21 protein-coding genes are annotated in these 23,784 nt (G+C 71.8%); 12 read left to right on the top strand and 9 right to left on the bottom strand.

The features are described 5' to 3' along the window. Positions 1 to 205: 205 nt before the first annotated feature. Both AL2_RS04185 and AL2_RS04190 read left to right on the top strand, forming a co-directional pair. Entirely contained in the window at positions 206 to 898 is a 693-nt protein-coding gene (locus AL2_RS04185) for a methylenetetrahydrofolate reductase (protein ID WP_245666310.1), read from the top strand. A gap of 34 nt (positions 899 to 932) precedes the next feature. Further along, positions 933 to 1,133, top strand: a complete 201-nt coding sequence (locus AL2_RS04190; protein ID WP_067629256.1) for a thioesterase family protein — start codon at positions 933 to 935, stop codon at positions 1,131 to 1,133. Between the two features lie 260 nt (positions 1,134 to 1,393). Here AL2_RS04190 and AL2_RS04195 read toward each other — a convergent pair whose 3' ends face one another. The 3 genes from AL2_RS04195 to AL2_RS04205 all read right to left on the bottom strand — a co-directional run bounded on the left by AL2_RS04195 (position 1,394) and on the right by AL2_RS04205 (position 5,387). After that, positions 1,394 to 2,224 carry an ABC transporter permease gene (locus AL2_RS04195; protein ID WP_067629265.1) on the bottom strand — a complete coding sequence of 277 codons (831 nt, stop codon included), beginning with the start codon at positions 2,222 to 2,224 and terminating at the stop codon, positions 1,394 to 1,396. Further along, positions 2,221 to 4,683 (bottom strand): alpha/beta fold hydrolase, encoded by a 2,463-nt coding sequence (locus AL2_RS04200; protein WP_083945913.1) that lies wholly within the window; start codon positions 4,681 to 4,683, stop codon positions 2,221 to 2,223. The genes AL2_RS04195 and AL2_RS04200 overlap by 4 nt, the downstream gene beginning before the upstream one ends. A gap of 68 nt (positions 4,684 to 4,751) precedes the next feature. Further along, positions 4,752 to 5,387: a TetR/AcrR family transcriptional regulator gene (locus tag AL2_RS04205; RefSeq protein ID WP_245666311.1), complete on the bottom strand. Its 636-nt coding sequence runs from the start codon at positions 5,385 to 5,387 to the stop codon at positions 4,752 to 4,754. A 119-nt stretch (positions 5,388 to 5,506) separates the two neighbouring features. Here AL2_RS04205 and AL2_RS40020 point away from each other — a divergent pair, with 119 nt between their 5' ends. Together AL2_RS40020 and AL2_RS04215 are read left to right on the top strand one after the other, a co-directional pair. Beyond that, on the top strand, positions 5,507 to 8,092 hold the full coding sequence (locus tag AL2_RS40020; RefSeq protein ID WP_157437999.1) for an MFS transporter: 2,586 nt from the start codon (positions 5,507 to 5,509) through the stop codon (positions 8,090 to 8,092). A 54-nt stretch (positions 8,093 to 8,146) separates the two neighbouring features. Next, entirely contained in the window at positions 8,147 to 8,974 is an 828-nt protein-coding gene (locus AL2_RS04215) for a YceI family protein (protein ID WP_067629267.1), read from the top strand. Positions 8,975 to 8,978: 4 nt separating this feature from the next. Here AL2_RS04215 and AL2_RS04220 read toward each other — a convergent pair whose 3' ends face one another. The 5 genes from AL2_RS04220 to AL2_RS04240 form a co-directional block, all read right to left on the bottom strand. Next, positions 8,979 to 9,932: a SecDF P1 head subdomain-containing protein gene (locus tag AL2_RS04220; RefSeq protein WP_067629269.1), complete on the bottom strand. Its 954-nt coding sequence runs from the start codon at positions 9,930 to 9,932 to the stop codon at positions 8,979 to 8,981. Between the two features lie 191 nt (positions 9,933 to 10,123). After that, positions 10,124 to 11,215: a 2-oxoacid:ferredoxin oxidoreductase subunit beta gene (locus AL2_RS04225; protein ID WP_376741298.1), complete on the bottom strand. Its 1,092-nt coding sequence runs from the start codon at positions 11,213 to 11,215 to the stop codon at positions 10,124 to 10,126. A 19-nt stretch (positions 11,216 to 11,234) separates the two neighbouring features. After that, positions 11,235 to 13,076 carry a 2-oxoacid:acceptor oxidoreductase subunit alpha gene (locus AL2_RS04230; protein ID WP_067629271.1) on the bottom strand — a complete coding sequence of 614 codons (1,842 nt, stop codon included), beginning with the start codon at positions 13,074 to 13,076 and terminating at the stop codon, positions 11,235 to 11,237. 325 nt (positions 13,077 to 13,401) lie between these two features. After that, the gene (locus AL2_RS04235) at positions 13,402 to 14,766 is read right to left on the bottom strand and encodes a hypothetical protein (protein WP_157438000.1); all 1,365 of its coding nucleotides are present in this window, start codon (positions 14,764 to 14,766) and stop codon (positions 13,402 to 13,404) included. 268 nt (positions 14,767 to 15,034) lie between these two features. After that, entirely contained in the window at positions 15,035 to 16,099 is a 1,065-nt protein-coding gene (locus AL2_RS04240; protein WP_174550808.1) for a hypothetical protein, read from the bottom strand. 374 nt (positions 16,100 to 16,473) lie between these two features. On the opposite strand from AL2_RS04240, the gene AL2_RS04245 reads away from it, so the two are divergent. Genes AL2_RS04245 through AL2_RS04260 form a run of 4 tightly spaced genes read left to right on the top strand, consistent with a single transcriptional unit; the run spans position 16,474 to position 19,446 of the window. Continuing rightward, positions 16,474 to 16,845, top strand: coding sequence for an NADH-quinone oxidoreductase subunit A (locus AL2_RS04245; RefSeq protein ID WP_067629276.1), 372 nt, complete (start codon positions 16,474 to 16,476; stop codon positions 16,843 to 16,845). A gap of 27 nt (positions 16,846 to 16,872) precedes the next feature. Beyond that, positions 16,873 to 17,853: an NADH-quinone oxidoreductase subunit B gene (locus tag AL2_RS40245; RefSeq protein ID WP_083945915.1), complete on the top strand. Its 981-nt coding sequence runs from the start codon at positions 16,873 to 16,875 to the stop codon at positions 17,851 to 17,853. Next, positions 17,850 to 18,500 carry an NADH-quinone oxidoreductase subunit C gene (locus tag AL2_RS04255; RefSeq protein WP_067629278.1) on the top strand — a complete coding sequence of 217 codons (651 nt, stop codon included), beginning with the start codon at positions 17,850 to 17,852 and terminating at the stop codon, positions 18,498 to 18,500. The genes AL2_RS40245 and AL2_RS04255 overlap by 4 nt, the downstream gene beginning before the upstream one ends. Continuing rightward, positions 18,493 to 19,446, top strand: a complete 954-nt coding sequence (locus AL2_RS04260; protein WP_067629280.1) for a complex I subunit 1/NuoH family protein — start codon at positions 18,493 to 18,495, stop codon at positions 19,444 to 19,446. The genes AL2_RS04255 and AL2_RS04260 overlap by 8 nt, the downstream gene beginning before the upstream one ends. A gap of 23 nt (positions 19,447 to 19,469) precedes the next feature. Here AL2_RS04260 and AL2_RS04265 read toward each other — a convergent pair whose 3' ends face one another. Beyond that, the gene (locus tag AL2_RS04265; RefSeq protein WP_067629282.1) at positions 19,470 to 20,114 is read right to left on the bottom strand and encodes a helix-hairpin-helix domain-containing protein; all 645 of its coding nucleotides are present in this window, start codon (positions 20,112 to 20,114) and stop codon (positions 19,470 to 19,472) included. 488 nt (positions 20,115 to 20,602) lie between these two features. Here AL2_RS04265 and AL2_RS04270 point away from each other — a divergent pair, with 488 nt between their 5' ends. The 4 genes from AL2_RS04270 to AL2_RS04285 are packed head-to-tail and all read left to right on the top strand — an operon-like array spanning position 20,603 to position 23,779. After that, positions 20,603 to 20,974, top strand: coding sequence for a 4Fe-4S binding protein (locus tag AL2_RS04270; protein ID WP_245666312.1), 372 nt, complete (start codon positions 20,603 to 20,605; stop codon positions 20,972 to 20,974). After that, a complete protein-coding gene (locus AL2_RS04275) occupies positions 20,971 to 21,489 on the top strand; it encodes an NADH-quinone oxidoreductase subunit J family protein (protein ID WP_067629285.1) in 519 nt (172 codons plus the stop codon). Before AL2_RS04270 ends, AL2_RS04275 begins: the two co-directional genes overlap by 4 nt. Further along, positions 21,489 to 21,860: an NADH-quinone oxidoreductase subunit NuoK gene (gene nuoK / locus AL2_RS04280; RefSeq protein WP_067629286.1), complete on the top strand. Its 372-nt coding sequence runs from the start codon at positions 21,489 to 21,491 to the stop codon at positions 21,858 to 21,860. The genes AL2_RS04275 and nuoK overlap by 1 nt, the downstream gene beginning before the upstream one ends. Further along, entirely contained in the window at positions 21,857 to 23,779 is a 1,923-nt protein-coding gene (locus tag AL2_RS04285; protein ID WP_067629287.1) for an NADH-quinone oxidoreductase subunit 5 family protein, read from the top strand. The genes nuoK and AL2_RS04285 overlap by 4 nt, the downstream gene beginning before the upstream one ends. Positions 23,780 to 23,784: the final 5 nt, after the last annotated feature.

Genomic DNA, 23,784 nt, shown 5'->3' on the forward strand with positions numbered 1-23,784 from the left:
CTCCTGTGCGGGAGCGGAGCGGGTTAGTGTTGAGCGGCTGGAGGTGTGGGATGGCGCTGCTGAACCCCCGCGAACGGCGCGTCGTCACGAATATCAGGGACAGAACTGAAACATGGTGACTGAGGGTATGGGCTTTGAAATTGTTTGTGAGGTCGAGCCGCCGACTCGGCCTGATTTGAGGACGGTTCGGCATCAGATCGGGGTGATGAGTCCGGTCGCGGATTCGTTCCTGATTCCCGATAACCATATTGGGCGGGCCACGGTGTCGAGTGTGGCCGTCGCGCATGAGGTGCAGGCCATGGGGGCGCGGGGTATCGCGTGCTTGAACTCGCGCGACCGGAATCTGCTCGGGTTCCGGCGGGATCTGCTCACGGCGGCCGCCTACGGGGTCGATCGGTTTCTGTTCGTTTACGGGGACAAGCCGGGTGTGGGCGGACGGACGAGTGAGCTGACCGTCCGGGCGATGATGGAGGAGGCTCGCGCGGCGAGTGGGGACGAGGTGTTCGCCGGGTGCGCGCCGTTCCAGGTCGGGGTGACGTCCGGGCTGCGGAGGGTGCCCGAGTGGAAGCGAGCCGCGGATTTCACGTTCGTCCAGGTCAGTTACTCGGTGGAGAGTCTGCTCCGGTGGCGGGAGGACGCTGGGATCGATGGGCCCGTCTATGCCGGCGTCATGGTGTTGGCGAGTGCGGGGATGGCGCGGAACCTGGCGGCGGCCATTCCGGATATCGACATTCCCGCGGAGCTCGTCGAGGCGGTGGAGCGGGATCGGGCGGCGGGGGTCGCGGCGGCCTGCGAGCAGGTGCTCGCCGTCCGCGACACGGGGGCGTTCGACGGGGTGCATCTCGTGCCGGTCAGCCGGTACCGGGAGGTCGCGGCGCGGCTGGAGGGTGAGCTGTGAGAGCGGGGTTGCGGGGGCAGGTGTCCGGACGTCCGTGGGGACGCGCGTCGAACTGGAGCACCGCGCGGCCAGCCCCGTCGGTGTGCGGGTGACCGTGGAAGCGCAACTCGAAGAGGTCGACGGGAAGCGGCTCGTGTTCGCGGTCACGGCGGTCGACGAGCGCGGTGTGGTGGGAGACGGCCGCATCGAGCGGGTCGTCGTCGAGCGGGACGGGTTTCTGGCGCGGCTTCAGTAGGGGAGCAGGCGGCCCGAGGGGGTCCTCAGGTCCGGCTGGCTCGGGGGACGTGGGGGCTTGGGGCGTTTGACGAGCTGCTGCCGTGCCATGGTGATCATCTCCCCCCAACGGGACCGACTTAACCGTCGTCACCTCGTACTACGCGACGGGCGTGTGCGAGGTTCGCTGAGCTTATGCGACGAACACTGTCGGTTCGACCGATTTTCAGGAAGAGGTCGTCGACGAGGCGTGCCGAGGACGTCACGGAACGTCGCCAGAAATCACGAGACGATGTCGCGGGTGCGGAAGCGGCGGAACGCCAAGGCGAACAGGATCAGGGCGTACGAGAGGGATATCGCGGCGCCTTTCGCCATCCCCGTCCACTGGATCTGGGGCTGGAGGGCGTCCATCCAGGAGTACATCCAGTGGGTCGGGAGGAAGTCGCGCCAGGAGCCGAGTGCGGTGACGGCGTCCAGGATGTTGCTGACGATGACGAGGCCGACGGCGCCGCCGACCGCGCCCAGAGGCGAGTCCGTGGTGACGGAGAGCAGGAAGGCGAGGGCGGCGACGACGAGCTGGGCGATCAGGGAGTAGCCGATGATGATCGCCATCCGGCCGAGCGCGGTGCTCACCGGGACGGTGCCGCCGGTGGGGAGTTCGACGTCGCCCCAGCCGAAGCCCGCCGTGCCGGCCACGAGGGACATCAGCGGCAGGCTGACGACCGCCACGACGGCGTAGGAGAGGGCGACGATCAGTTTCTGCCGGAGCAGGCGCGCGCGGGGCACGGGGGCGGCGAGGAGGTAGCGGAGGGACGCCCAGCCCGCCTCGCTGGCGACGGTGTCGCCGCAGAACAGGGCGACCGCGACCACCAGCAGGAAACCCGTCGAGACGAACAGGGCGAAGAGGGCGAAGTTGAGCGCGGACGACGTGGCGACGTCGACCAGGCTGGGGACGCCGTCCCGGCCGGGATCGCCGCCGAGCTTGAACGCGAGCACCAGGATCCACGGGAGGACGAGCAGGATCCCGAACGCGACGAGGGTCCGCCGGCGCCGGAACTGGCGGACGGCCTCGACGCGCAGGGGCAGGGTCCGCCGGACGTGGTAGGTCGTCATGAACTCTCCCCGATGATCTCCAGGAACGCGTCCTCCAGGCGGCGGCCGGAGCCGGTGATCTCGCTGACCGGTCCGGCGGCGACGCGGCGCCCGCCCGCCATGACGACCGCGTGCGTGCAGGTCTGCTCGACCTCGGCCAGGAGGTGGCTGGAGACGATGACGGTTCGTCCGGCGGCGGCGTACCGGACGAGCACCTCCCGCATCTCGCGGATCTGCGGCGGGTCGAGGCCGTTGGTGGGCTCGTCCAGGACGAGGAGGTCCGGCAGGCCGAGCATGGCTTGGGCTATGGCGAGCCGCTGCCGCATTCCCTGCGAGTACGTGCGGACCGTCCGGTCCAGGGCGGATCCCAGGTCGGCGATCTGCAGGGCCTCGTCCAGGTGGGCCTCGTCCAAGGGACGGCCGGTGGCGCGCCAGTACAGGTCCAGGTTATCGCGCCCGGAGAGGTGGGGAAGGAACCCAGGTCCCTCTACGAAGGAGCCAAGGCGAGACAGGACGGGCGCCCCAGGGGTGACGCGGTGGCCGAAGATGCGGATCTCGCCTGAGTCGGGATGGATCAGGCCCATGAGCATGCGCAGGGTCGTCGTCTTCCCAGCACCGTTCGGGCCCAGCAGCCCCAGCACCTGCCCCTTCTCGACACGGAACGACAGGTCGGCCACGGCGAGATGGCCGTTCTTGTATGCCTTCGTAAGGCCCGTTATCTCCAGCGGGACGTCGTTGCCCGTGGACGAGCCGCGCCGGCGACGTCCAGGCAAGAGGATGGCGACGGCGACAGCGAGAGCGGCCACCGGCAGGACCCACACCCAGGCGGGCAACGGCGGGGAGGCCGTGGTCAATGAGGGCACCGTGGGCACGCTCAAGGGCGAGACCACCTGGACCTTGTAGGACGAAGGCGCAGCGGGCGTCGCGAAGCCCATGTCCGTTGTGGCGATGACGAGTCGCAGGCGGTGGCCGCGGTCGAAGCGGTAGTCCATCGCGGGGAGCGTCACCGTGACCTCGCCGTCCGATACGCGGAACGGCGCCGCCAGCCGCCGCGCCGGAGCGGCGCGGCCGTCCGGCGCGACGTCGTAGAGCTTCGCGAACAGCGGGCCGTCCCCGCGCACCTTGAGGCGCACCGTGGCCGCTCCGGTCAGCCGCACGGCATGGTCCACCGGAGGCGTGTCGAACGCGGCGGTCTGTCCCGGCATGTCGGACGGCAGCGACCCGCCCAGGGAGCCCAGCGAGCCCAGTGACCCGAGCGCCCCCAGCCCCGGCATCGCCGAGATCGACGCGGGCGACCCGCCCGCCGGGTTGAAGATCGTCTGCTCCCCGCCGGAAAGCGGCATCGCCACCGGATCCCCGGAAAGCCCCGGATACCGGGATGTCGTCGCCTCCCCCACGACGACCTGCTGCGTGGACGAGTCGAGCCCACCGGCCCGCGTCACCGTGAAAGCGCCCAGAGCGGGCGAGGAACGGCGGAGCCGCACGTCGAAGAAGTCGCGCACCAGCCCGTCGACCCGCGCCGTCTCCGGATCGCCGCCGTCGTGCCCGCCCTGGAACCAGACCACCGACACCGGCGCGCCGTTCCGGGCGATGGCCCGCGCGTTGGCGTCGGCCTGGTCCAGCGGGAACAGCGAGTCGGCCTGCCCCTGGATCAGCAGCGTCGGCACCTTGATCCGGCCGGCCACCGAGGCCGGGCTCGACTTCCGCAGCGTCTCGATCGCCGACGAGGTGGGACGGCCCTTCTCCGCGACCTCCTGGTACATCTCGCACAATGACGGCAGAAAGCGCCCGCATGCGGAACGATCCGCGCCGCTCGTGAAGAACAGTCCCGCCCACAGCTTCTTGAACACGCCGTCCGAAGCGCCGGCGCCGCTCGCGGACGGGAAGAGCGCGTCCGCGAGGCTGTTCCAGGTGATCTGCGGCGCGATGGCGTCCACCCGCCGGTCGTACGCGGCCGTCATCAGCGCGATCGCGCCGCCGTACGACTGGCCCGCCATCCCGACGCGCGGGTCGCCCGGGCCGTCGAGGACGACCTCGGGACGCTCCGCCAGCCAGTCGATCAGCTGCCGGACGTCCTTGACCTCGTAGTCGGGCGAGTTGAGCGCGATCTCCCCGGTCGACCGCCCGAACCCGCGCGCCGACCACGCCAGCACCGCGTACCCGGCGCGGGCCAGGTCGCGCGCCTCGGCGGCCACGTCCCGCTTGGAGCCGCCGAAGCCGTGCCCCAGCATGATCGCCGGGCCCTTCGCCCGCCCGGCGGGCCGGTAGAACGTCGTGTCGAGCGTGACGCGCTGGTCGTTCTTCGGGCCGTCCACCACGGCGATGCGCTGCTCGGACGTCCGGACGCTCGGCGCGTCATCGGCCGCGACCCCCCACGCCGTGCCGCCGCCCGCGAGCACCACGGCCGCGCCTGCCGCCGTCCAGCGCGCGGCCCGTCCCGTCCTGCCCCACCGCGCCCGGAGAGCGCCCCCCAGCCTCATGGTCAGCAACCCTATGCGCGGTCCGCCGCGCCGGAGCTCCGACCTGGAGACGATCCCGGCCGCGCCGGCTACGCCCCGCGGCGTACGGGCGGGGCGAGCGCGGCGCCGAACATGGCGGTGAGGCGGTCGGTGACCTCGGCGGGGTCGGCCGCGCGCAGGTCCGCCAGGCCGAAGAGCCGCCGGACGGGCCCGCCGCCCATGATGATCGTGGACGCGAGCAGCGCGCGGGCGCGGGCGTCCGGCCCGTCCAGCTGCGCGATCATCGGCTGGACGATCCTGTCCTCCAGGTAGCGGAGCAGGATCTCCTTGACCTCGGGGTGGCCCGCCGACCGGTCCATGATCCGGGACATGGCGGTGGCGGGGCGCTGGTCGATCTGCCGGACGAAGTGCTCGGCGAGCCGGCGCGGCAGTCCCGCCGGGTCGCCCGCGATGACGTCGCGGATCACCGACTCGCCGGCCAGGACCTCGCCGAACAGCGCCGCCTTCGAGCCGAAGTACCGGTTGACCAGGGCGACGTTCGCCTCGGCCCGCGCCGCGATCTCGCGGACGGTGACGCCGTCGTAGCCGTGCTCGCCGAACAGGTCGCGGGCGGCCTCCAGGATGCGGCGCTCGGTCGCCTCCCGGTCCCGCCTCGGCCGCCTGCCCCGGGCCCGCCGGTCCTCGCTCGCGTCGGACAGCATCGCGCGCTCGTCCTCGACCCGCATCCCCATCCCCGGCCTGTCGGTAACGGTCAGTGTTCAGTATCCACCGAGTTGCAAGTAAACAAGCGTCTACCTAGGATACATGCACGGCACAGGTAAATACCCGTACGCATGGGGGCAGGGTGGCACAGACCAGCGTGACGTCGCACGGCCCGGCGGCGTCCGAGCCGGCGAGACCGCAGTACACGCACCGACAGATCTTGAAGATCCTCGCCGGCCTGATGATGGCGATGCTGACGTCGATGATCTCGACGTCGGTCGTCGCCACGGCCCTGCCGACGATCGTCGGCGACCTCGGCGGCCAGGACCAGCTGTCCTGGGTCGCCAGCGCCTCGCTGCTGACGATGACCGCCTCGACCCCGCTGTGGGGCAAGCTGTCGGACATCGCCGGGCGCAAGCTGATGTTCCAGACCGCCCTGCTGATCTTCGTCCTCGCCTCGGTGGGCGCGGGGCTGTCGCAGGACATCGGCCAGCTCATCGCGGCCCGCGCGTTCCAGGGCCTCGGCGTCGGCGGCCTGTCCGCGCTCGCCCAGGTGATCCTCGGCGACGTCGTCGAACCCCGCCAGCGCGGCCGCTACGCCGGCTACATGGGCGCGGTGTTCGGTGTCGCGACCGTCGCCGGACCGCTGCTCGGCGGGTTCATCGTGGACGCCGACGGCCTCGGCTGGCGCTGGACCTTCTACGTGTGCGTGCCGCTCGCCGTCGTCGCGTTCATCGTCATCCAGAAGGCGCTGAAGCTGCCGAAGGTGCGGCGCGACACCCGGGTGGACGTGTTCGGCGCGTTCACCATCACCGGCAGCGCCGCCCTGCTGATGCTGGTCCTGTCCATGGGCGGGACGGAGTTCGAGTGGAACTCCCAGTGGACCTACATCCTCCTCGGGGGCGTCGCGGTCCTGCTCGTGCTGGCGGTCGTCGCCGAGCGCGTCGCCCGCGACCCGATCCTGCCGCCCCGGCTGTTCCGCAACCGGATGTTCGTGCTGACGTCGTTCATCTCCATCTGCGTCGGCATGGCGATGTTCGGCGCGATGATCTACATGCCGCAGTACCTGCAGATCGTGAAGGGGATGAGCCCCACCGCGTCCGGCCTGATGACGCTGCCGCTCGTCCTCGGCATGCTGGTCACCTCGACCGGTTCCGGGCAGGTCGTGACCCGGACGGGCCGCTACAAGCTCTTCCCCGTGGCCGGCATGCTGTGCGTCGCGGCCGCGATGTACCTGCTGTCGCGGCTGCACACCGACTCCTCGGAGATCGTCATCGGCGCCGACCTGGCGCTCCTCGGCATCGGGATGGGCCTGACGCTGCAGATCCTGATCCTGGCCGCGCAGAACGCCGCCGCGCCCGCCGACCTGGCCTCGACGACGTCCGGCGTCTCGTTCTTCCGGAACCTCGGCGGCGCGATGGGCGTGGCCGCGTTCGGCGCGATCCTGACCAACCGGGTGGCGAACGAGATCGCGGCGGGCTTCCGCGCGGCCGGCATCCCCATGCCGTCCGGCACGTCCGGGAGCCTCGGCTCGCCGGAGGAGATCCAGAAGCTGCCCGAGCCGGTGCACGGGATCATCCAGGACGCGTTCACCAAGGCGATGGAGGCCGTCTTCCTGGTCGGCGTCCCGGTGGCGGTGATCGGCTTCCTTGCGGTCCTCGCGCTGAAGGAGCTGCCGCTGCGGGGATCGGCGGGGCGCGGCAAGTCCGCCGAGCGGCCGCCGGCGGACGGTGTTCCGGCCGATGGTGTTCCGGCGGAGAACGGCGTCGTCCGACCGCCGGCCCCGGTGGCGCGGACGGGAGCGGTCGGTGCCGTCGGCGCCGGACGGCACGCGCGCGAGCACGACCACGCCCCGGACGCGCGGCTCGCCGCGGTCGCCGCGCCCGCACCCCAGGCCGATCTGGCGGCGCGGACGCAGATCCTCGCGCAGCAGAACGGGCAGAGCGGGCAGAACGGTCAGGACGGCGGCGGCGTGCCCGTCCGCGGCATCGTGCGGACCGGTGACGGCACGCCCGTCCCGTCCGCCGCGCTGACCCTGATCGGCGTGGACGGCCACCAGCTCGCCCGCGCGCTCACCCGGGAGGACGGCCGGTACGCGCTGCCCGCCCCGGGCCCCGGGAACTACGTGCTGATCGCCGCGACCGGCGAGCACGAGCCGCAGGCCGCGACGCTGGTCGTCGGCGACCGGCCGGTCGACTTCGACCTGCTGCTCGCGGGCAACGGCGGCCTCGCCGGGACGGTCCGCAGCGGCGACGGCGCCCCGATCGCCAACGCGATGGTCGTGGTCACCGACGTGCGCGGCGACGTCGTCGGCACCGGCCGCACCGACGGCGACGGGAACTACCTGTTCAAGGACATCACGTCCGGCGGCTACACGCTCGCCGTGTCCGCCGCCGCGCACCGCCCGGTCGCGCTGCCCGTGGACGTGGTCGGCAACGGGCAGACCCGGCAGGACGTGAAGATGCCGCCCGGCGCCCGGATCCGCGGGACGGTCCGCAACGAGGCGGGCGAGCCGGTCGAGGAGGCCCGCGTCACCCTCGTCGACGCGGCCGGCAACGTCGTCGCGATGGTGATCACCGGACCGGACGGCGAGTACGCCTTCACCGACCTGACCGGCGGACAGTACACCGTGATCGCGTCCGGATATCCTCCGGTCGCCACCGGTCTGTCCCTTTCGGGCAGCGGGCTGGACGAGCACGACGTGACGCTCGGCTACCCCGGCGAATGACGGGCGCGATCCCGGGCCGTCCGGCAGCGGCGGCCCCCGACACGAAGGTCGTTGATGGTTGCTGAACGAGGTCTGCGCGGCACGGTGCGGACGAAGGACGGCTGGGCGGTGCGGCACGCCATCGTCACGGTGACGGACCTGGCCGGCGACCAGGTGGCGCGGGAGCGGACCGGAGAGGACGGCGTGCTCGCCGCCGGCCCACTGCCCGCCGGGACGTACACGGTGATCGTGACGGCGATGGGCTTCCAGCCGGCCGCCTCCACCCTCATCGTCTCCACGTCCGGCACGGCCGACATCGGGAAGATCGTGCTGGGCCGCGCCGGCGGCGCCGGACTGCCCGCGCCCGGCCCGTGGACGATCGACCCGGCGCACTCCACCGTCGGCGCCGTCGCGCAGCACCTCGGCCTGTCCAGCGTCCGCGGCCGGTTCGCCGCCTTCGAGGGACGGATCGACGTCGCCGAGCCGGTCGAGGAGTCGCGGGTCACGGCGCGCATCGAGACCGCGTCCATCGACACCGGCAACAAGATGCGCGACGACCACCTGCGCTCGGCCGACTTCATGAACGCCGACGTCAACCCCGTCATCACCTACGAGGGTGATGGGCTCACCGCCGCCGGGCCCGACCGGTGGACCGTCCACGGCCGGCTCACCCTCAACGGGATCACGCAGCCGGTCGACCTCGACCTGACCTACCTCGGCAGCGGCTCCGACCTGTGGGGCGGCGTCCGCGCCGCGTTCCGCGCCACCGCCGAACTGTGCCGCGCCGACTTCGGCATCCGGTACAACCAGATCCTGGAGGCGGGCGTCGTGCTGGTCGGCGAGAGCCTCCGCGTCGAGCTGGAGATCCAGGCCGTCCAGGGCGAGGAGATCCCCGAAGGCTAGGGTCCTAGCGGCCCTTGAGGTCGCGGACGAGCCTCTTCGCCGCCGCCTTGGTCGGGGAGCCCGTCACGACGACCTTCCCGTCCGTGATCGCCATGTCGACGCGGGGCAGGGTGACGAGCCTGTCGCGGACGACGAACGCGAGGTCCCGCCCGACCGTAGCGCGGGTCAGGTCGGCGAACGCCTGCCGGTCGGCCGGCCGCAGCGTCACCGCCACGTCGTACCCGCCCGGCTTCACCCGCGACTTCTGGACGCGCAGGTCGGCGACCTTGCGGATCGCGATGCCCTGCGTGAGGTGGTAGCACGTCGGCCCGGTGGACGCCTGCCCGGTGATGCCCTTCGTGCCGGCCGGGCACGCCCCCGGCGTCGCCTGCGCGACCGGGTAGATGTGCAGCGGCGCGGCCAGCGCCACCGGCCGGGTCCGCATCGAGGAGGCGATCATCGCGCCGGACACCGCGACGGCCGCGATCAGCAGCCCCAGCGTCAGCACCATGACCAGCAGCGCGGACCGGTGCTGGTCGGCGACCCCGGCCGGGGCCGCCGCCTGCTGCACCCGGGGCCGCCGCCCGGCCCGGCTGCGCTTGACCTCCGCCGCCCGCCGCTGCCGCTCGGCTGCCCGCGCCCGCCGCCGCGCGGCCTCGCCGCCCGCGGCCGGCAGCACCGCCGTGGTCGCCTCCGGCTTCGTCCCGCCCCGGAAGCTCTCCTGCCCCAGCGCCTCCGCGGGATCAGGCCCCGCGAGGATCGGCTGCGTGTCCCCCTCCGCCGGGACGTCCTTCTCCGGCCGCCCTTCTCCGCCGGGCGCGTCGTGCGGGGGAGCCGGAGGCAGCGCGGTGCCGTTGGGCGGGGTGGGAGTGTCCGGGCTGGGGATGTCCGGGCTGGGAGTGTCCGGACTGGGAGCGCCGGGCTCTGCGGGGGCTTCGTCGCGCGGACGATCCTTGCTGCGGCGCGGAATGACCCGCATCGTCACCTCCCCGGCTTCATGATCTCCATCAGTCTTTCAGGATGAGACGCCGCCCCGCATCGCGTCCCGGCCGAAGACCGCCGCGAATCGTCCCTTGGTCATCATGTCCAACCGTGCCCGTTCGCGGGCGTTCAATACGCGCGAAAAAGCCCGGCCCCGGACGAACCGGGGCCGGGCCTGCGCAAAGGCGATTAATCGATTCGCCAGGTGTCGCCGGAGCCGAGCAGCGCGGCCAGGTCGCCCTCGCCCTGCTTCTCGACGGCCTCGTCGAGCTGGGCCCGCATCAGCTCGTCGTAGGACGGGCGGTCCACGTCCCGGAAGATGCCGATCGGGGTGTGCTCGAACGCCGGCTGGTCCAGCCGCGACAGCGCGAACGCCTGCGACGGGTCCGGGTTGTGGGCGTCGTGCACCGCGATCTCCGCCGGGTCGACGTCCGCGACCCGCACCACCTCGAAAGACCCCGTCCGGGTGCGGCGCAGCGCCTTGTCGCGGTCCGCGCCGAAGACGATCGGCTCCCCGTGCTCCAACCGGACGGTGACGTCGTCCCGCACGGAGGCGTCCTTCAGCGGCTCGAACGCGTTGTCGTTGAAGATGTTGCAGTTCTGGTAGATCTCCACGAGCGCCGTGCCGCGGTGCTGGGCCGCCGCCCGCAGCACCGACTGCAGGTGCTTGCGGTCGGAGTCGATCGTGCGGGCGACGAACGTGCCCTCCGCGCCGATCGCGAGCGACAGCGGGTTGAACGGCGCGTCCAGCGACCCCATCGGCGTCGACTTGGTGATCTTGCCGAGCTCGGACGTCGGCGAGTACTGCCCCTTCGTCAGCCCGTAGATCCGGTTGTTGAACAGCAGGATCTTCAGGTTGACGTTGCGGCGCAGCGCGTGGATCAGGTGGTTGCCGCCGATCGACAGCGAGTCGCCGTCCCCGGTCACCACCCACACCGACAGGTCGGGACGGGACGTCGCGAGCCCCGTCGCGATCGCGGGCGCGCGGCCGTGGATCGAGTGGAACCCGTAGGTGTTCATGTAGTACGGGAACCGCGACGAGCAGCCGATGCCGGAGATGAACGTGATGTTCTCCCGGCGCAGCCCGAGCTCCGGCAGGAAGGACTGGACGGCCGCGAGGATCGCGTAGTCACCGCACCCGGGGCACCAGCGCACCTCCTGGTCGGTCTTGAAGTCCTTCATCGTCTGCTTCGCGTCCGTCTTCGGGACGAGGGAGAGCAGCGACTTCCCGTGGCCGTTCCCGTTCCCGTTGACGGCGCCGCTCCCGTTGGGGGAGCCGATCCCGTTGGAGGAGCCGTTCTCACTCACTGTCGATCACATCCTGGATGACGACCTGCAGCTCTTCCGCCTTGAAGGGCAGGCCGCGGACCTGGTTGTAGCCGATCACGTCGATGAGGAGCCGGCCGCGCAGCAGCATCGCGAGCTGGCCGAGGTTGATCTCCGGCACGATGACCTTGTCGTAGGAGCGCAGGACCTCGGGCAGGTTCGCGGGGAACGGGTTGAGGTGCCGCACGTGCGCCTGCGCGATGTTCCGGCCGGTCGCGCGGACCAGCCGGACGCCCGCGGAGATCGCCCCGTACGTCCCGCCCCAGCCCAGCACGAGGACGCGGGCCGCGCCGGACGGGTCGTCCACCGCGAGCGGCTCGACGTCGTTCGCGATGCCGTCCACCTTGGCCTGGCGGAGCCGGGTCATGGTGTCGTGGTTGGCCGGGTCGTAGGAGATGTTGCCGGACCCGTCGGCCTTCTCCAGGCCGCCGATCCGGTGCTCCAGCCCGGCCGTGCCCGGGATCGCCCAGGGGCGGGCGAGGGTCTCCGGGTCGCGCTTGAACGGCTGGAAGTCCTCCTGCGACGGCTCCGCGAAGTTCGGCTCGATCTTCGGCAGCGACGCCACGTCCGGCAGCCTCCACGGCTCGGAGCCGTTCGCGAGGTAGCCGTCCGACAGCAGGATCACCGGCGTGCGGTACTTCACCGCGATCCGGGCCGCCTCGATCGCCGCGTAGAAGCAGTCCGACGGGGACTGCGGCGCGATCACCGGCACGGGCGCCTCGCCGTTGCGGCCGTACATGACCTGCAGCAGGTCGGCCTGCTCGGTCTTGGTCGGCAGGCCGGTGGACGGGCCCGCCCGCTGCACGTCGATGACCAGCAGCGGCAGCTCGGTCGCGACGCCGAGGCCGATCGTCTCGCTCTTCAGCGCGATGCCCGGCCCGGACGTCGTGGTGACGCCGAGCGACCCGCCGAACGAGGCGCCGAGCGCCGCGCCGACCGCGGCGATCTCGTCCTCGGCCTGGAACGTCCGCACACCGAACTTCTTGTGCTTGGACATCTCGTGCAGGATGTCGGACGCCGGGGTGATCGGGTACGAGCCGAGGAAGATCGGCAGCCCGCTCTGCACGCCCGCGGCGACCAGCCCGTACGCGAGCGCGAGGTTCCCGGTGATGTTGCGGTAGAGGCCGGGCTCGTGGTCGGCCGGCTTGACCTCGTACTGCACCGAGAACGCCTCGGTGGTCTCGCCGTAGGACCAGCCCGCCTGGAAGGCGGCGATGTTCGCCTTCATGATCTCGGGCTTGCTGGCGAACTTCTTCTCCAGGAAGCCGAGCGTCCCCTCGGTGGGACGGTGATACAGCCAGGACAGCAGCCCGAGCGCGAACATGTTCTTCGCGCGCTCCGCGTCCTTCTTGGAGATGTCGAAGTCCTCAAGGGCCTTCACCGTCATCGACGTCAGCGGCAGCGCGTGCACGCGGAACTCGGCGAGCGAGTCGTCCTCGACGGGGTTCGTCTCGTAGCCGACCTTGGTGAGGTTGCGCTTGCTGAACTCGTCGGTGTTGACGATGAGGTCGGCGCCGCGCGGCAGGTCCGCGAGGTTGGCCTTGAGCGCGGCCGGGTTCATCGCGACCAGCACGTTGGGCGCGTCCCCGGGCGTGAGGATGTCGTGGTCGGCGAAATGCAACTGGAAACTGGACACGCCGGGCAGCGTCCCGGCAGGGGCGCGGATCTCGGCAGGGAAGTTGGGCAGCGTCGACAAGTCGTTGCCGAACGCCGCGGTCTCCTGGGTGAAGCGGTCACCGGTCAGCTGCATGCCGTCGCCGGAGTCGCCGGCGAAGCGGATGATGACGCGGTCGAGTTGCTGGACCTGTTTGGTCACAGAGGAAGACCTCCTCGACGGGCAGCACCGTCCCGGGGGAGGCACCCGGGATCGTGATGCTACTTAGGCTTGCCTTCATGGTATGTCCGGGATCGGATGGTGTTATCGGGACGACCGCTCACCGGAAAGTACGACCTGGGGCGGTGCCCTAGTTCATCCCGGAACACAGGCTGCTGCGCTGCCGGCACAGGTCGACGTGCAATCGCCGGACCAGTTGCGCGGAGCTCGCCGAGGAGCCGAGGCTCCCCAGGGACGTGGAGTTCACGACCCGAAGTGTAGACAGCGCGGGCTCCCCGCGACCGCACCGCCCCTGGAACGCGTCACCTTACGGTTGCCCTGGTGACCGGGATGTGGCGACTTCGGGACCGTCCGATCGCTCGGCCGAGGGCGTTCCCGGCCCGGGCGATCCCGTGGTGGCCGGATTCGGCTTCAGGACGGCCTTGCGTTCCCGGTCGACCCGCGCGAGCAGCTTCGGGACGTCGGCCGCGTCCAGCGCCTCGCCGACGACGCGGGCCGCCGCCTCGTACGGGTAGGAGCCGGGGTTGTCGAGCGCCTTCCGCATCCAGTTCCGCCACAGCCTGCTGGTGACGGTGCAGCGCAGCACCACCGAGCGGTCGGCCTGCACCGGGCCGGCGGTCGCGCAGGAGCCGAGCGCCTTGTCCCCGGAACTGATCGTCGCCCGCAGCGCGGCCCGCGCGCCGTCCGGCACGCTCCCCTGGGGCGCGGTCAGCGTGGCGGGCAGGCTCACCGTGCAGCCGTTGGTGTTCTGGTCGCAGTTGCTGAACGTCAGCGTCCCCGGCCTGAACGCCAGGTTCGGGTCGGGCGCGCCGCCGAGCGCGGCCACTCTCGGCCGCAGCTCGGTGAACAGCGTCGCGGGCGCGGCGACCGGCGCGGCGGTGAACCGCGGCGCGTTCTGCCCGGCGCCCCGCACCGCCAGCAGCCGGTACGGCGCGGCCGCCGTGACCAGGTAGTCGGCGGCGGACGTCCGGATCCGGTACGCCCGGACGCCGTTCACGTCCTCCACCGGCGGGTTCCCGGACGTCTTGCCCAGCGCCCCGGCGATGGACTCGGGCCCGAGGACGTCCGGCACGTCGAAGCCGGGGACCGACGCGGGCGCCTTCGACCAGCGGTCCGCGTAGTACTCCGGATGCGCGATCTCACCGGCGAAGTCGCGCCAGAACGCGAGCCCCGCCTTGAGGTAGGCGGTGCCGTCGATCGCGACGACGTCCGCCGCCAGGGTGCCCGCGATGATCCGCCCGCTGGCCGAACCCGACGGCGTCACCCGGAGGTGCGCCTGGACGGGCCGTCCCTTCAGCGTCAGCGTGCCGTCGTATCGCAGGCCGGTTCCGGACGTGAGATCGCGCCCCAGCGCGACCGTCCACGCGGGCGGCGGCGCCGACACGGTGGGCGTGGCCTTCTTCTTCGCCGGCTCGCCCTCCCCGCCGAGCGCGACCGCGGCGACGGCGCCGGCCGCGACCACGGCGACGGCCGCCGCCCCGGCGACCATCATGACCCGCGCTCCGCGTCCCTTCCGCTGCCGCCCGCCCTTCCCGGGCGGGACGGGCCCGCCCGTGGCACCGGCCCCGTAGGGCGGGACGGGGACGCTCTGGGGAGTGCGTGGGGTCGCCCGGGGGTCCATGGGGGGATGGTGCGAGGACGTCGGGGACGGGTCGTCCTGATCAGCGCTCACTGGGGCTCACTCTGCTCACTTCCGGGGCCGGGTTGCGGCCCGACCGTCAGGCACAAAGCAAGGGATGGGGAGGCGTCCTCAGAGGGTGCCGGCGAGGCTCGGGACCGGTCCGGGGGGTGAGGGGCGGCCGCCGGGGCCCTGGAGGGCGTCTCCACAGAGCATAAGGGTGCCCGGCGGCGCTTTCCCCGGACGGGGAGGAGCGCCACCGGGCACCCGGCTGGCCCAGGGCCGGCGCGCGGTACCGCGCGCCGGGCGCCTCACCTGCGCGTCATTCGCTTTCCAGGCCGTTCTGCAGGCCCTGCACCTCCGTGGACGTGGCGCCGATCACCTTGTAGTCGGCGTGCTTGTAGAACGTGCCGCCGGTGGCCTTGGCCCAGCTCTTCCACGCGCTGCTGCTGACCCGGCAGCTCGCCCACTGCGACGTGGAGCCGGTGATGGTGACCTTGGTCGTGCAGTCGCCGAGGTCCCGGCCGGTCAGCGTGCCGGCGGTGAGCCGGTACCGCACCTCGATGGTGACGGGCTTGTCCACGCCGAACGGCGGGCGGATCTTCGCCTGGACCGTGCAGCCGGAGTCGCTGTTGCAGCCGCCCTTCTTCCACTCGTCGACCGACGGCCGGGCCGAGCCGTTGAAGGAGTCCCGCAGCTCGCCCATGCTGGAGCGCATGTCCGAGACGAGGGACGAGGCGTCACCGGAGTCCTTCGGGGTGACGTCCAGCGCGACGCGGGGCGTGGTCGCCTCGTAGCGCAGCAGCTCCGCGTCATCGTCGTCGGTGATGTAGAGGGTGGACGAGAAGGTGCTGAACTTGAGGGCCTTCTTGCCCTGCCACGTGGTCTTGATCGGCTTGACCCTGGACGTCCGGGCGGAGCGGATCTTGGCCGCCAGCGCCGAGGGCGACAGCTGCGTCTTGAAGTCGAGGTTGAGCTCGTCCTCGTCCAGCCGGCCCCACTGTTCGCCGGACTTGAGGTAGTACGGGTCGTCGGCGGTGATCTCCTTCTCCCAGTACGCCTTGTCGGCCTTCACGAACAGCTTGCCGTCGGCCGACAGGATGGTGACGTTGTCGCCGCCCCAGGTGACGGGCCCCATCGCGCGGCCGCCCCTGGTGACGTTCAGCTCGCCGCGCAGCGTCTCGGCGCCGCCGAAGGTGCCCTTCAGCTGCACGGCGCGGGCCGTGGACATGCTGGTGGCCGCGGCCGTCAGCTTCTCCTCGGGCGACTTGCCGCCGCCCACGGACACCGCGTACACGACGACGGCGATGATGATGAGGAAAACGAGGCCGCCGCCGATCAGCCCGAGGACGAGCCCGCCGCCTCCGCCGCGCTTCGGCGGCGGCATGGGGGGGCCCATCGGGGCGCCGGGAGGCGGGGGGAAGAAGGGCGGCGGGGTTCCGGGGCCGCCGAAGCCGCCGGGCGGGGGAGGCCCGCCCGGACCGCCGGGACCACCTGGGCTTCCAGGCCCGCCCGGACCGGGGCCGCCCGGCCCCGCCGGCGGCGGCGGAGGCGGCCAGGAGGCACCGCCCGGGGATTCCCAGCCCGGGGGAGGCGGGGGGTTGCTCATCCGGTCACGTCCTTCCAGGTCAACCTGACCCAATGCAAACCTAGTGTGCAGCAAAACCATGACATTGTGGTCCTCCGGGAGGAGGTTCCACGCCACACTCCCCTGACCTTGGGGCAGGGGATACTGGATGAGACGCACGCGAGGAGGATCTGGTGCATAACTATTTCGACACGTATGTCGTTGTGGTCGTCCTGCTCCTCGTGGGCGCGGGGATCGTCGGCGGTGCGCTCGCCGCCAACCGGATGCTGCGTCCCGATCGTCCGACGACAGAGAAACTGACCACGTACGAGTGCGGGGTCGACCCCGTGGGCGAGGGCTGGGCCCACTCCTACGTACGCTATTACGTCTTCGCCTACCTGTACGTGGTGTTCGCCGTGGACGCGGTGTTCCTGTTCCCCTGGGCGACGGTCTTCTCGGCCCCCGGCTACGGGGCCACGACGCTCGGCGAGATGTTCGTCTTCCTCGCGTTCCTGGCGACCGGGCTCGCGTACGCGGGCAAGAAGGGCGTCCTCTCCTGGGTCTGAGGCGCCGGGCGCTGTAACAATGGCGCTGTGGGCACCATCGATCTACCGCCGCCGAGCGTGGGACCGCTGTCGCGGCTCGCGCCCAAGCCGATCAAGTTCGTGCTCAACTGGGGCCGCCGCTACTCGCTGTGGGTCTTCAACTTCGGCCTGGCCTGCTGCGCCATCGAGTTCATCGCGACGTCGATGAGCCGGCACGACTTCATACGGCTCGGCGTCATCCCGTTCGCGCCCGGCCCCCGGCAGGCCGACCTGATGGTCGTGTCCGGCACCGTCAGCGACAAGATGGCGCCCGCCGTGCGGCGCCTGTACGAGCAGATGCCCGAACCCAAGTACGTCATCTCGTTCGGTGCCTGCTCCAACTGCGGCGGGCCGTACTGGGACTCCTACTGCGTCACCAAGGGCGTCGACCAGATCATCCCGGTGGACGTGTACGTGCCCGGCTGCCCGCCGCGCCCGGAGGCGCTCCTGCAGGGCATCGTCCACCTGCAGGAGAAGATCGCGGCCGAGTCGCTCGGCGACCGCTACGGCGGCGGCGACCCGGTCAGCCCGCCGCCGGCGCCGCGCCCGCTGTCGGCGACGGTGCTGCGCCGCCCGATCCAGCCGCCCCCGCCCCCGCCCCCGCCGGACCAGGACGAGACGTTCGAGCACTGGGACGTCATGGGCGAGGAGGCCCGCCAGGAAGGCGCGGGCGCCGAGGACGAGACGAAGCCCGTCCCGCACCTCGGCGACGTCCCCGCCGAGCCCGGACCGGCGCCCGCGCGGCCCGACGACGAGACCCGCCCCGTCCGGGCGCTGCCGGACGACGCGCCTCCGGTGCATCCCGCCGAGGAGGTGACCCGTCCCGTCCCGGCGGTCGAGGACGAGACGGCCACGCGGCCCGTCTGGTCGATCGAGCACGATCCGTCGATCATCCCCGGGCTGGTCGACGACGACGGCCACGACGACGACCACGACGACGGCCACAACGACCACGACGACCATGACGACCGGATCGGGCGCGACCGGTGAGCGCCGAGCGCGCGGCCGGGCTCGCGGACGCCTGGACGGGCCGGTTCGGCGACGAGGTCAGCACCGAGGAGACGTTCGGCGGCCTCGCCGTCGGCGTCCCGCCCGAGCACTGGGTGGACGCGCTGACCTTCGCTCGCGACGACCTGGCCTGCGGCTTCTTCGACTGGCTGACCGGCGTGGACGAACTGGAGGACGGCTTCGCCGTCGTCGTGCACGTGTACTCGCTGGAACGCCGGCACCATCTGCTGGTCCGGACGCGCGTCCCGAAGCGGGCCCCGGTGCTGGCGACGGCGACGGGTATCTACCGCGGCGCCTCGTGGCACGAGCGCGAGACGGCGGAGATGTTCGGGATCCTGTTCGAGGGACATCCGAACCTCGTCCCGCTGCTCCTGCCGGACGGTTTCGAGGGCCACCCGCTGCGCAAGGACTTCGTGCTCGCCGCCCGCGTCGCCAAGCCGTGGCCGGGCGCGAAGGAGCCGGGCGAGTCGGGCCACGGCGCCCCGAGCCGCCGCCGCGTCCGCCCGCCCGGGGTGCCGGAGACCGGGCCCTGGGCGGCCGCGGCGGAGCGCCCGCGGAGCGAGGACCGTCCAAGGGCCCCTCGTGGGCCTGAGGGCCGTCCCCCGGAAGGGCGGGGGACGGATGCTTGAGATCGTCGTCAAGCTGGTCCTCGTCGCGGCGGCGTTCGCGGTGCTGCCGCTGCTGGTGGGGCAGGCCGAGCACAAGGTGATGGCGCACATGCAGGGCCGCCTCGGCCCCATGTACGCGGGCGGTTTCCACGGCTGGGCGCAGCTCGTCGCCGACGGGGTGAAGTTCGCGCAGAAGGAGGACGTGGTCCCGCGCGACGCCGACCGGTGGGTGTTCAAGCTGGCGCCGGGCGTGGCGCTCGTCCCGTACCTGCTGGTCCTGCTCGTGATCCCGGTCGGGCCGGGCGGGCAGGTCGCGCTCGACCTCGGGCCCGGGGTCTTCTTCGCGCTCGCCGTCATGGGCGTCGGCGTGATCGGCGCGATCATGGCGGGCTGGGCGTCGGCGAACAAGTACTCGCTGCTCGGCGGGATGCGGGTCGCCGCGCAGCTGATGTCGTACGAGCTGCCGATGGTGTTCGCGGCGTCGTCGGCGGCGATGGCCGCGGGGACGCTGTCGCTGCAGGGGATCGTGGACGAGTGGCGCTGGTGGTGGCTGCCGTGGCAGGCGGTCGGCGCCGTGGTGTTCTTCGTCGCGGGCCTCGCCGAGCTGCGCCGCCCGCCGTTCGACATGCCGGTCGCCGACTCGGAGATCATCTTCGGCCCGTACACCGAGTACGGCGGGCTGCGGTTCGCGCTGTTCCTGCTCGCCGAGTACGCCGGGATCGTGGTGCTGTGCGCGCTGACGACGGTCCTGTTCCTCGGCGGCTGGAAGGGCCCGTTCCTGAACACCGAGCTGGGCTGGCTCTGGACGCTCCTCAAGATCAGCGTGCTGGCGTTCTGCGTCATCTGGCTGCGGGTCAGCTACCCGCGCATGCGCGAGGACCAGCTGCAGAAGCTCGCCTGGGCGTGGCTCGTCCCGCTGTCGCTCGCCCAGCTCGCGCTGACGGGCGTCATCGCCGTCGCGGTCTGATGGTCACCGCAGCGGTCTGAGGGTCACCGCAGGAAGATCGTGAAGTCGGCCATCTCGGGGAGGACGTCGGGCGGGATGTCCGCGTCCACCGCCATCTCCTCCACGGACAGGAACCCGCCCTGCTCCGCACGCCGGTCGATCACGCGGTCGACCATTTCGGGCGTCATGCCCGGCAGCGCCTCAAGGATCTCGCGGGGCGCGTGGTTGACGTCCACGAGCCCGCCGTCGTCGTAGGTGCGGGGCACGTCGGGACGGCCGATCCGCAGCTCGCGGGCGAGCGCCGGGTCCTCGGCGGCGAGCGCGCGGGCCTCCTCCCGCAGCGTCCGGCGGTACTTGGCGATCTCGATGGCGCGTTCGTTCTGGCGGTTGCGGGGCGACTCGCGGGGGAAGACGGCCGTCCGGACGGCGAACGCGTGCCCGGTGCCCGCCAGCCACAGCAGGACGCCCACGAACGTCCCCAGGACGGCGAGGACCGGATCGCCGGACTGCATCATGGTCACGACGGCCGCCGTGCCGACGCCGTACCCGGCGGCGGTGGCTCCGAACCCCCACGATCCGCGCCGGATGGCGGCGTAGAGGAACGAGAACGGCGTCCCGTAACCGAGTGTGATGAACGGCACGAAAGCCCACAGCACGCCGTTGGCCGCGTCCGGCGGCGGCAGCGGCACCGGCGGCGGGGGAGGCGGCGGCGGGACGGGCGGACCGGGGAAGGGCGCACCCGGGTAGGGCGGACGCGCCCCGGCCGGCCCGTACGGCCGCGGCGCCGGACGGCGGCTCGGCTGCGTGTGACCGGGATGCGGATGGCCCGGCGGGTGGCTCGATGAGGGGTGCGGCCGGCGGCCGGGGTCAGGATCGTAAGGGCGGTCTGCGTGATGACTCACATGCCCTCCCCTGCCCGTAAGCGCGTCAGATACCACACGGGCCCACTCCACGTAGGACGAACGCCGTGCCCATCACGTTCCCCCCGCGCCCATCGTGCGCAATCATGGGGCGCGTGGGACGGCTACCAGGAGGCGGGCTGGCCAAGGGGCTGGCGGTCACGTTGCGGACGATGACGCGACGGTCCATAACGCGTCAGTACCCCGAAGTGCAGCCCGATCTGCCACCGCGCAGCAGGGGTGTCATCGCCTTGTTCGAGGAGAACTGCACTGTCTGCATGCTGTGCGCCCGAGAATGCCCTGATTGGTGCATCTACATCGACTCCCACAAGGAGACGCTCCCGGCCGAGGGCGGCGGACGTCCCCGGACCCGCAACGTCCTCGACCGGTTCGCCATCGACTTCGCGCTGTGCATGTACTGCGGGATCTGCATCGAGGTGTGCCCGTTCGACGCGCTGTTCTGGTCGCCGGAGTTCGAGTACGCCGAGTACGACATCGCGGAGCTGACGCACGAGAAGGAGCGGCTGCGCGAATGGATGTGGACCGTCCCGCCGCCGCAGGCCCACGACCCGGCGGCGGAACCGCCGAAGGAAGTGGGCGCGGCGGAGAAGGCGGCGGCGCGGGCCGCGCGCCGGGGTGCGGCCGGATGAGCGGCCAGGAGGTCGTGTTCACGCTGCTCGGCGTGATCGCGGTCGGGTCGGCGGTCCTGGTGGTGACGACGCGGCGGCTCGTCCACGCGGCGCTGTGGCTGGTGGTGTCGTTCGGCGCGCTCGCGGGCGGCTACCTGGTGCTGACCGCGGAGTTCGTCGCCTGGGTGCAGGTCCTGATCTACGTCGGCGCGATCGTCGTGCTGCTGCTGTTCGGGATCATGCTGACCCGGGCGCCGATCGGGGAGTCCGCCGACCTCGACTCCGGGAACCGGTGGGCCGCCCTGGCCGTCGCGTCCGCCACGGCCGCCGTCCTCGTCACCGTGATGCTCATGGGTTTCCGGGACGAGCGGATGCCGCTGCACGCGGGCGGCGGGTCGGCGGAGGAACTGGGCGCCGCCGTGTTCCGGACGTGGGTGCTGCCGTTCGAGGTGCTGTCGGTGCTGCTGCTGGCCGCGCTGGTCGGCGCCATCGTCCTGTCGCGCTCCGACATCGGGCCGGGGAAGGAGGACGGCTGATGCACCTCGCCTACCCGACGGTCGTCGCCGCGCTGCTGTTCTCCGTCGGCGTGTACGGGGTACTGGCGCGCCGCAACGCGATCCTCGTGCTGATGTCGGTCGAGCTGATGTTGAACGCGGTGAACCTGAATCTCGTCACGTTCGACGTCTGGTACCGGGACAGGCTGCACGGCGGCCAGGTCCTCACGCTGTTCACGATCGTGATCGCGGCGGCGGAGATCGGGCTCGGGCTGGCGCTCGTCCTGCTGGTGTTCCGCAACCGGAAGATGATCGACGTCGACCGGCTGCGGACGCTCGCCGAGGAGGACGACGGCCCCCGGCCGCGTCCGGTCGAGCCGGAACCCGAGCCCGAGGCGGTCGACGCGCGATGATCTGGCTCGCCTCGCTGGCGGCGCTGCTGCCGTTCCTCGCCGCGTTCGCCGGAATGCTGGCCGGGCCGTCCCTGACCCGCGCCGTGCGCGGCGCGCCGGGCGGAGGCCCGGGCGTGCTCGCCTGCGCGCCGATCGCGGTGTCGCTGGTCCTGTCGGCGATCGTCGCGTTCGTCGTGTGGCGCGATCCGGGCGAGCGGACGGGCATGCTCGCGCTGGTCGACACGGGATCGGTGCCGATCCGGGTCGGCCTCCAGGTGGACGGCCTGTCCGCCCTGGCCGGGCTCATGGTGTGCTGCGTCGCCCTCGCCGTCCAGGTGTACTCGGTCGCCTACATGCGCGGCGACCGGCGCTACTCGTCCTACGCGGCGTTCATCTCGCTGTTCACGTCGGCGATGCTCCTGGTCGTCTACGCGGGCGACCTCCTCGTCCTGTACGCGGGCTGGGAGGTCATGGGCATCTGCTCGTACTTCCTGATCGGGCACCACTGGGAGGACCGGGCGAACTCGCGGGCGGCGGTCAAGGCGTTCCTCGTCACGCGGCTCGGCGACGCCGGGTTCCTGATCGGCGTGATCGTCCTCGGCGTCGGCGCCGGGACTTTCCAGATCTCCGGGATCCTCGCGCGGGCCGGCGAACTGCCCGGCACGACGGTCACGGCCGCGGCGCTGCTGCTGCTCGCCGGGGTCGCGGGCAAGAGCGCGCAGTTCCCGCTGCACACCTGGCTGCCGGACGCGATGGCGGGCCCCACGCCGATCAGCGCGCTGATCCACGCGGCGACGATGGTCGCCGCCGGCGTCTACGTCGTCGCGCGGCTGTACGGAGTGTTCGTCCTGACCCCGGGCGCCCGCACCGTGCTGGCCGTCATGGCGGTGATCTCCATGGTGGGCGCGGCGTGCGCCGCCCTCGCGCAGGACGACCTGAAACGCGTGCTCGCGTACTCGACGATCAGCCAGCTCGCCGTGATGGCCGCCGGTCTCGCGGTCGGCGCGAAATCCGCCGCGGTCTTCCACCTGCTCACGCACGGCGCGTTCAAGGCGCTGCTGTTCCTCGCCGCCGGATGCGTCATCGTGACGGCCGGGTCCAACATGCTCCGGGACTACGGCGGGCTCCGGCGCCGCATGCCGATCACCTTCTGGTCGATGACGGTGGGCCTGGCCGCGCTCGCGGGCGTCCCGCCGTTCAGCGGCTGGTTCAGCAAGGACTCCATCATCGAGGCCGCCCAACTCTCCGCCACACACGGCGGCGCGCCGGGCGGGCTCGTCCGGAAGGCTTTCGACGTCAAGCCCGGTGAGGGTTTTGTGCTCGGGATCGGTGAGCCCCACGCCCTGCCTGGCGGGATCGCGTGGCTGGTGTATCTGGGGCTGCTGGTCACGGTCGTGCTGACGGCGGCCTACGCGATGCGCACATGGCTGATGACGTTCTTCGGTGAGACGCGCGGTTCCTACGAGGTGCGTGACCCGTCGCGCCTCATGTCGTGGACGGTCGCGGCGCTGGCCGTCCCTGCCGCGATCCTCGGATTCTTCGGGCTCGGTGCTTCTGAACTGCGTCCCCACCTCGGGGCGTCGTTGCTCAGCGTCCTGCTGGTGGCCCTTGGGGCGGGTTCCGCCTTCCTGGTGTGGAACCGTGACCCGGCACTGGATCCTGCGCGCGCGCTTGGCCCGGTCCGTCCCGCCTTTGCGCGGGCCTTCTTCGTGGACGAGCTGTACGCGGCGGCCATCGTCCGTCCCGTTCAAGCTCTGGCGCGTTACGTCGTGACGTTCGACAGGGTCGGCGTGGACGCGGCCGTCGTCGGCACCGGACGCGGAGCGCGGCGCCTCGCGGAGGTACTCCGCGTCCCGCAGAACGGCAACCCGCAGACCTACCTCACCGGCCTGCTCGCCGGCGTCGTCGTCATCGTGGCCGGGGTGGTGATCCTCCTTTGATCTTC

It is taken from the genome of Actinomadura latina NBRC 106108, assembly GCF_001552195.1.
GTDB lineage: Bacteria > Actinomycetota > Actinomycetes > Streptosporangiales > Streptosporangiaceae > Spirillospora > Spirillospora latina.

Bases quoted from the DNA above. Each gene is read 5' to 3' on its own strand.
- AL2_RS04185 (WP_245666310.1), top strand. From the start codon at position 206: ATGAGTCCGGTCGCGGATTCGTTCCTGATTCCCGATAACCATATTGGG.
- AL2_RS04195 (WP_067629265.1), bottom strand. From the start codon at position 2,224: ATGACGACCTACCACGTCCGGCGGACCCTGCCCCTGCGCGTCGAGGCC.
- AL2_RS04200 (WP_083945913.1), bottom strand. From the start codon at position 4,683: ATGAGGCTGGGGGGCGCTCTCCGGGCGCGGTGGGGCAGGACGGGACGG.
- AL2_RS04205 (WP_245666311.1), bottom strand. From the start codon at position 5,387: ATGCGGGTCGAGGACGAGCGCGCGATGCTGTCCGACGCGAGCGAGGAC.
- AL2_RS04215 (WP_067629267.1), top strand. From the start codon at position 8,147: ATGGTTGCTGAACGAGGTCTGCGCGGCACGGTGCGGACGAAGGACGGC.
- AL2_RS04220 (WP_067629269.1), bottom strand. From the start codon at position 9,932: ATGCGGGTCATTCCGCGCCGCAGCAAGGATCGTCCGCGCGACGAAGCC.
- AL2_RS04240 (WP_174550808.1), bottom strand. From the start codon at position 16,099: ATGCCGCCGCCGAAGCGCGGCGGAGGCGGCGGGCTCGTCCTCGGGCTG.
- AL2_RS04260 (WP_067629280.1), top strand. From the start codon at position 18,493: ATGCTTGAGATCGTCGTCAAGCTGGTCCTCGTCGCGGCGGCGTTCGCG.
- AL2_RS04270 (WP_245666312.1), top strand. From the start codon at position 20,603: ATGCTGTGCGCCCGAGAATGCCCTGATTGGTGCATCTACATCGACTCC.
- AL2_RS04275 (WP_067629285.1), top strand. From the start codon at position 20,971: ATGAGCGGCCAGGAGGTCGTGTTCACGCTGCTCGGCGTGATCGCGGTC.
- nuoK (WP_067629286.1), top strand. From the start codon at position 21,489: ATGCACCTCGCCTACCCGACGGTCGTCGCCGCGCTGCTGTTCTCCGTC.
- AL2_RS04285 (WP_067629287.1), top strand. From the start codon at position 21,857: ATGATCTGGCTCGCCTCGCTGGCGGCGCTGCTGCCGTTCCTCGCCGCG.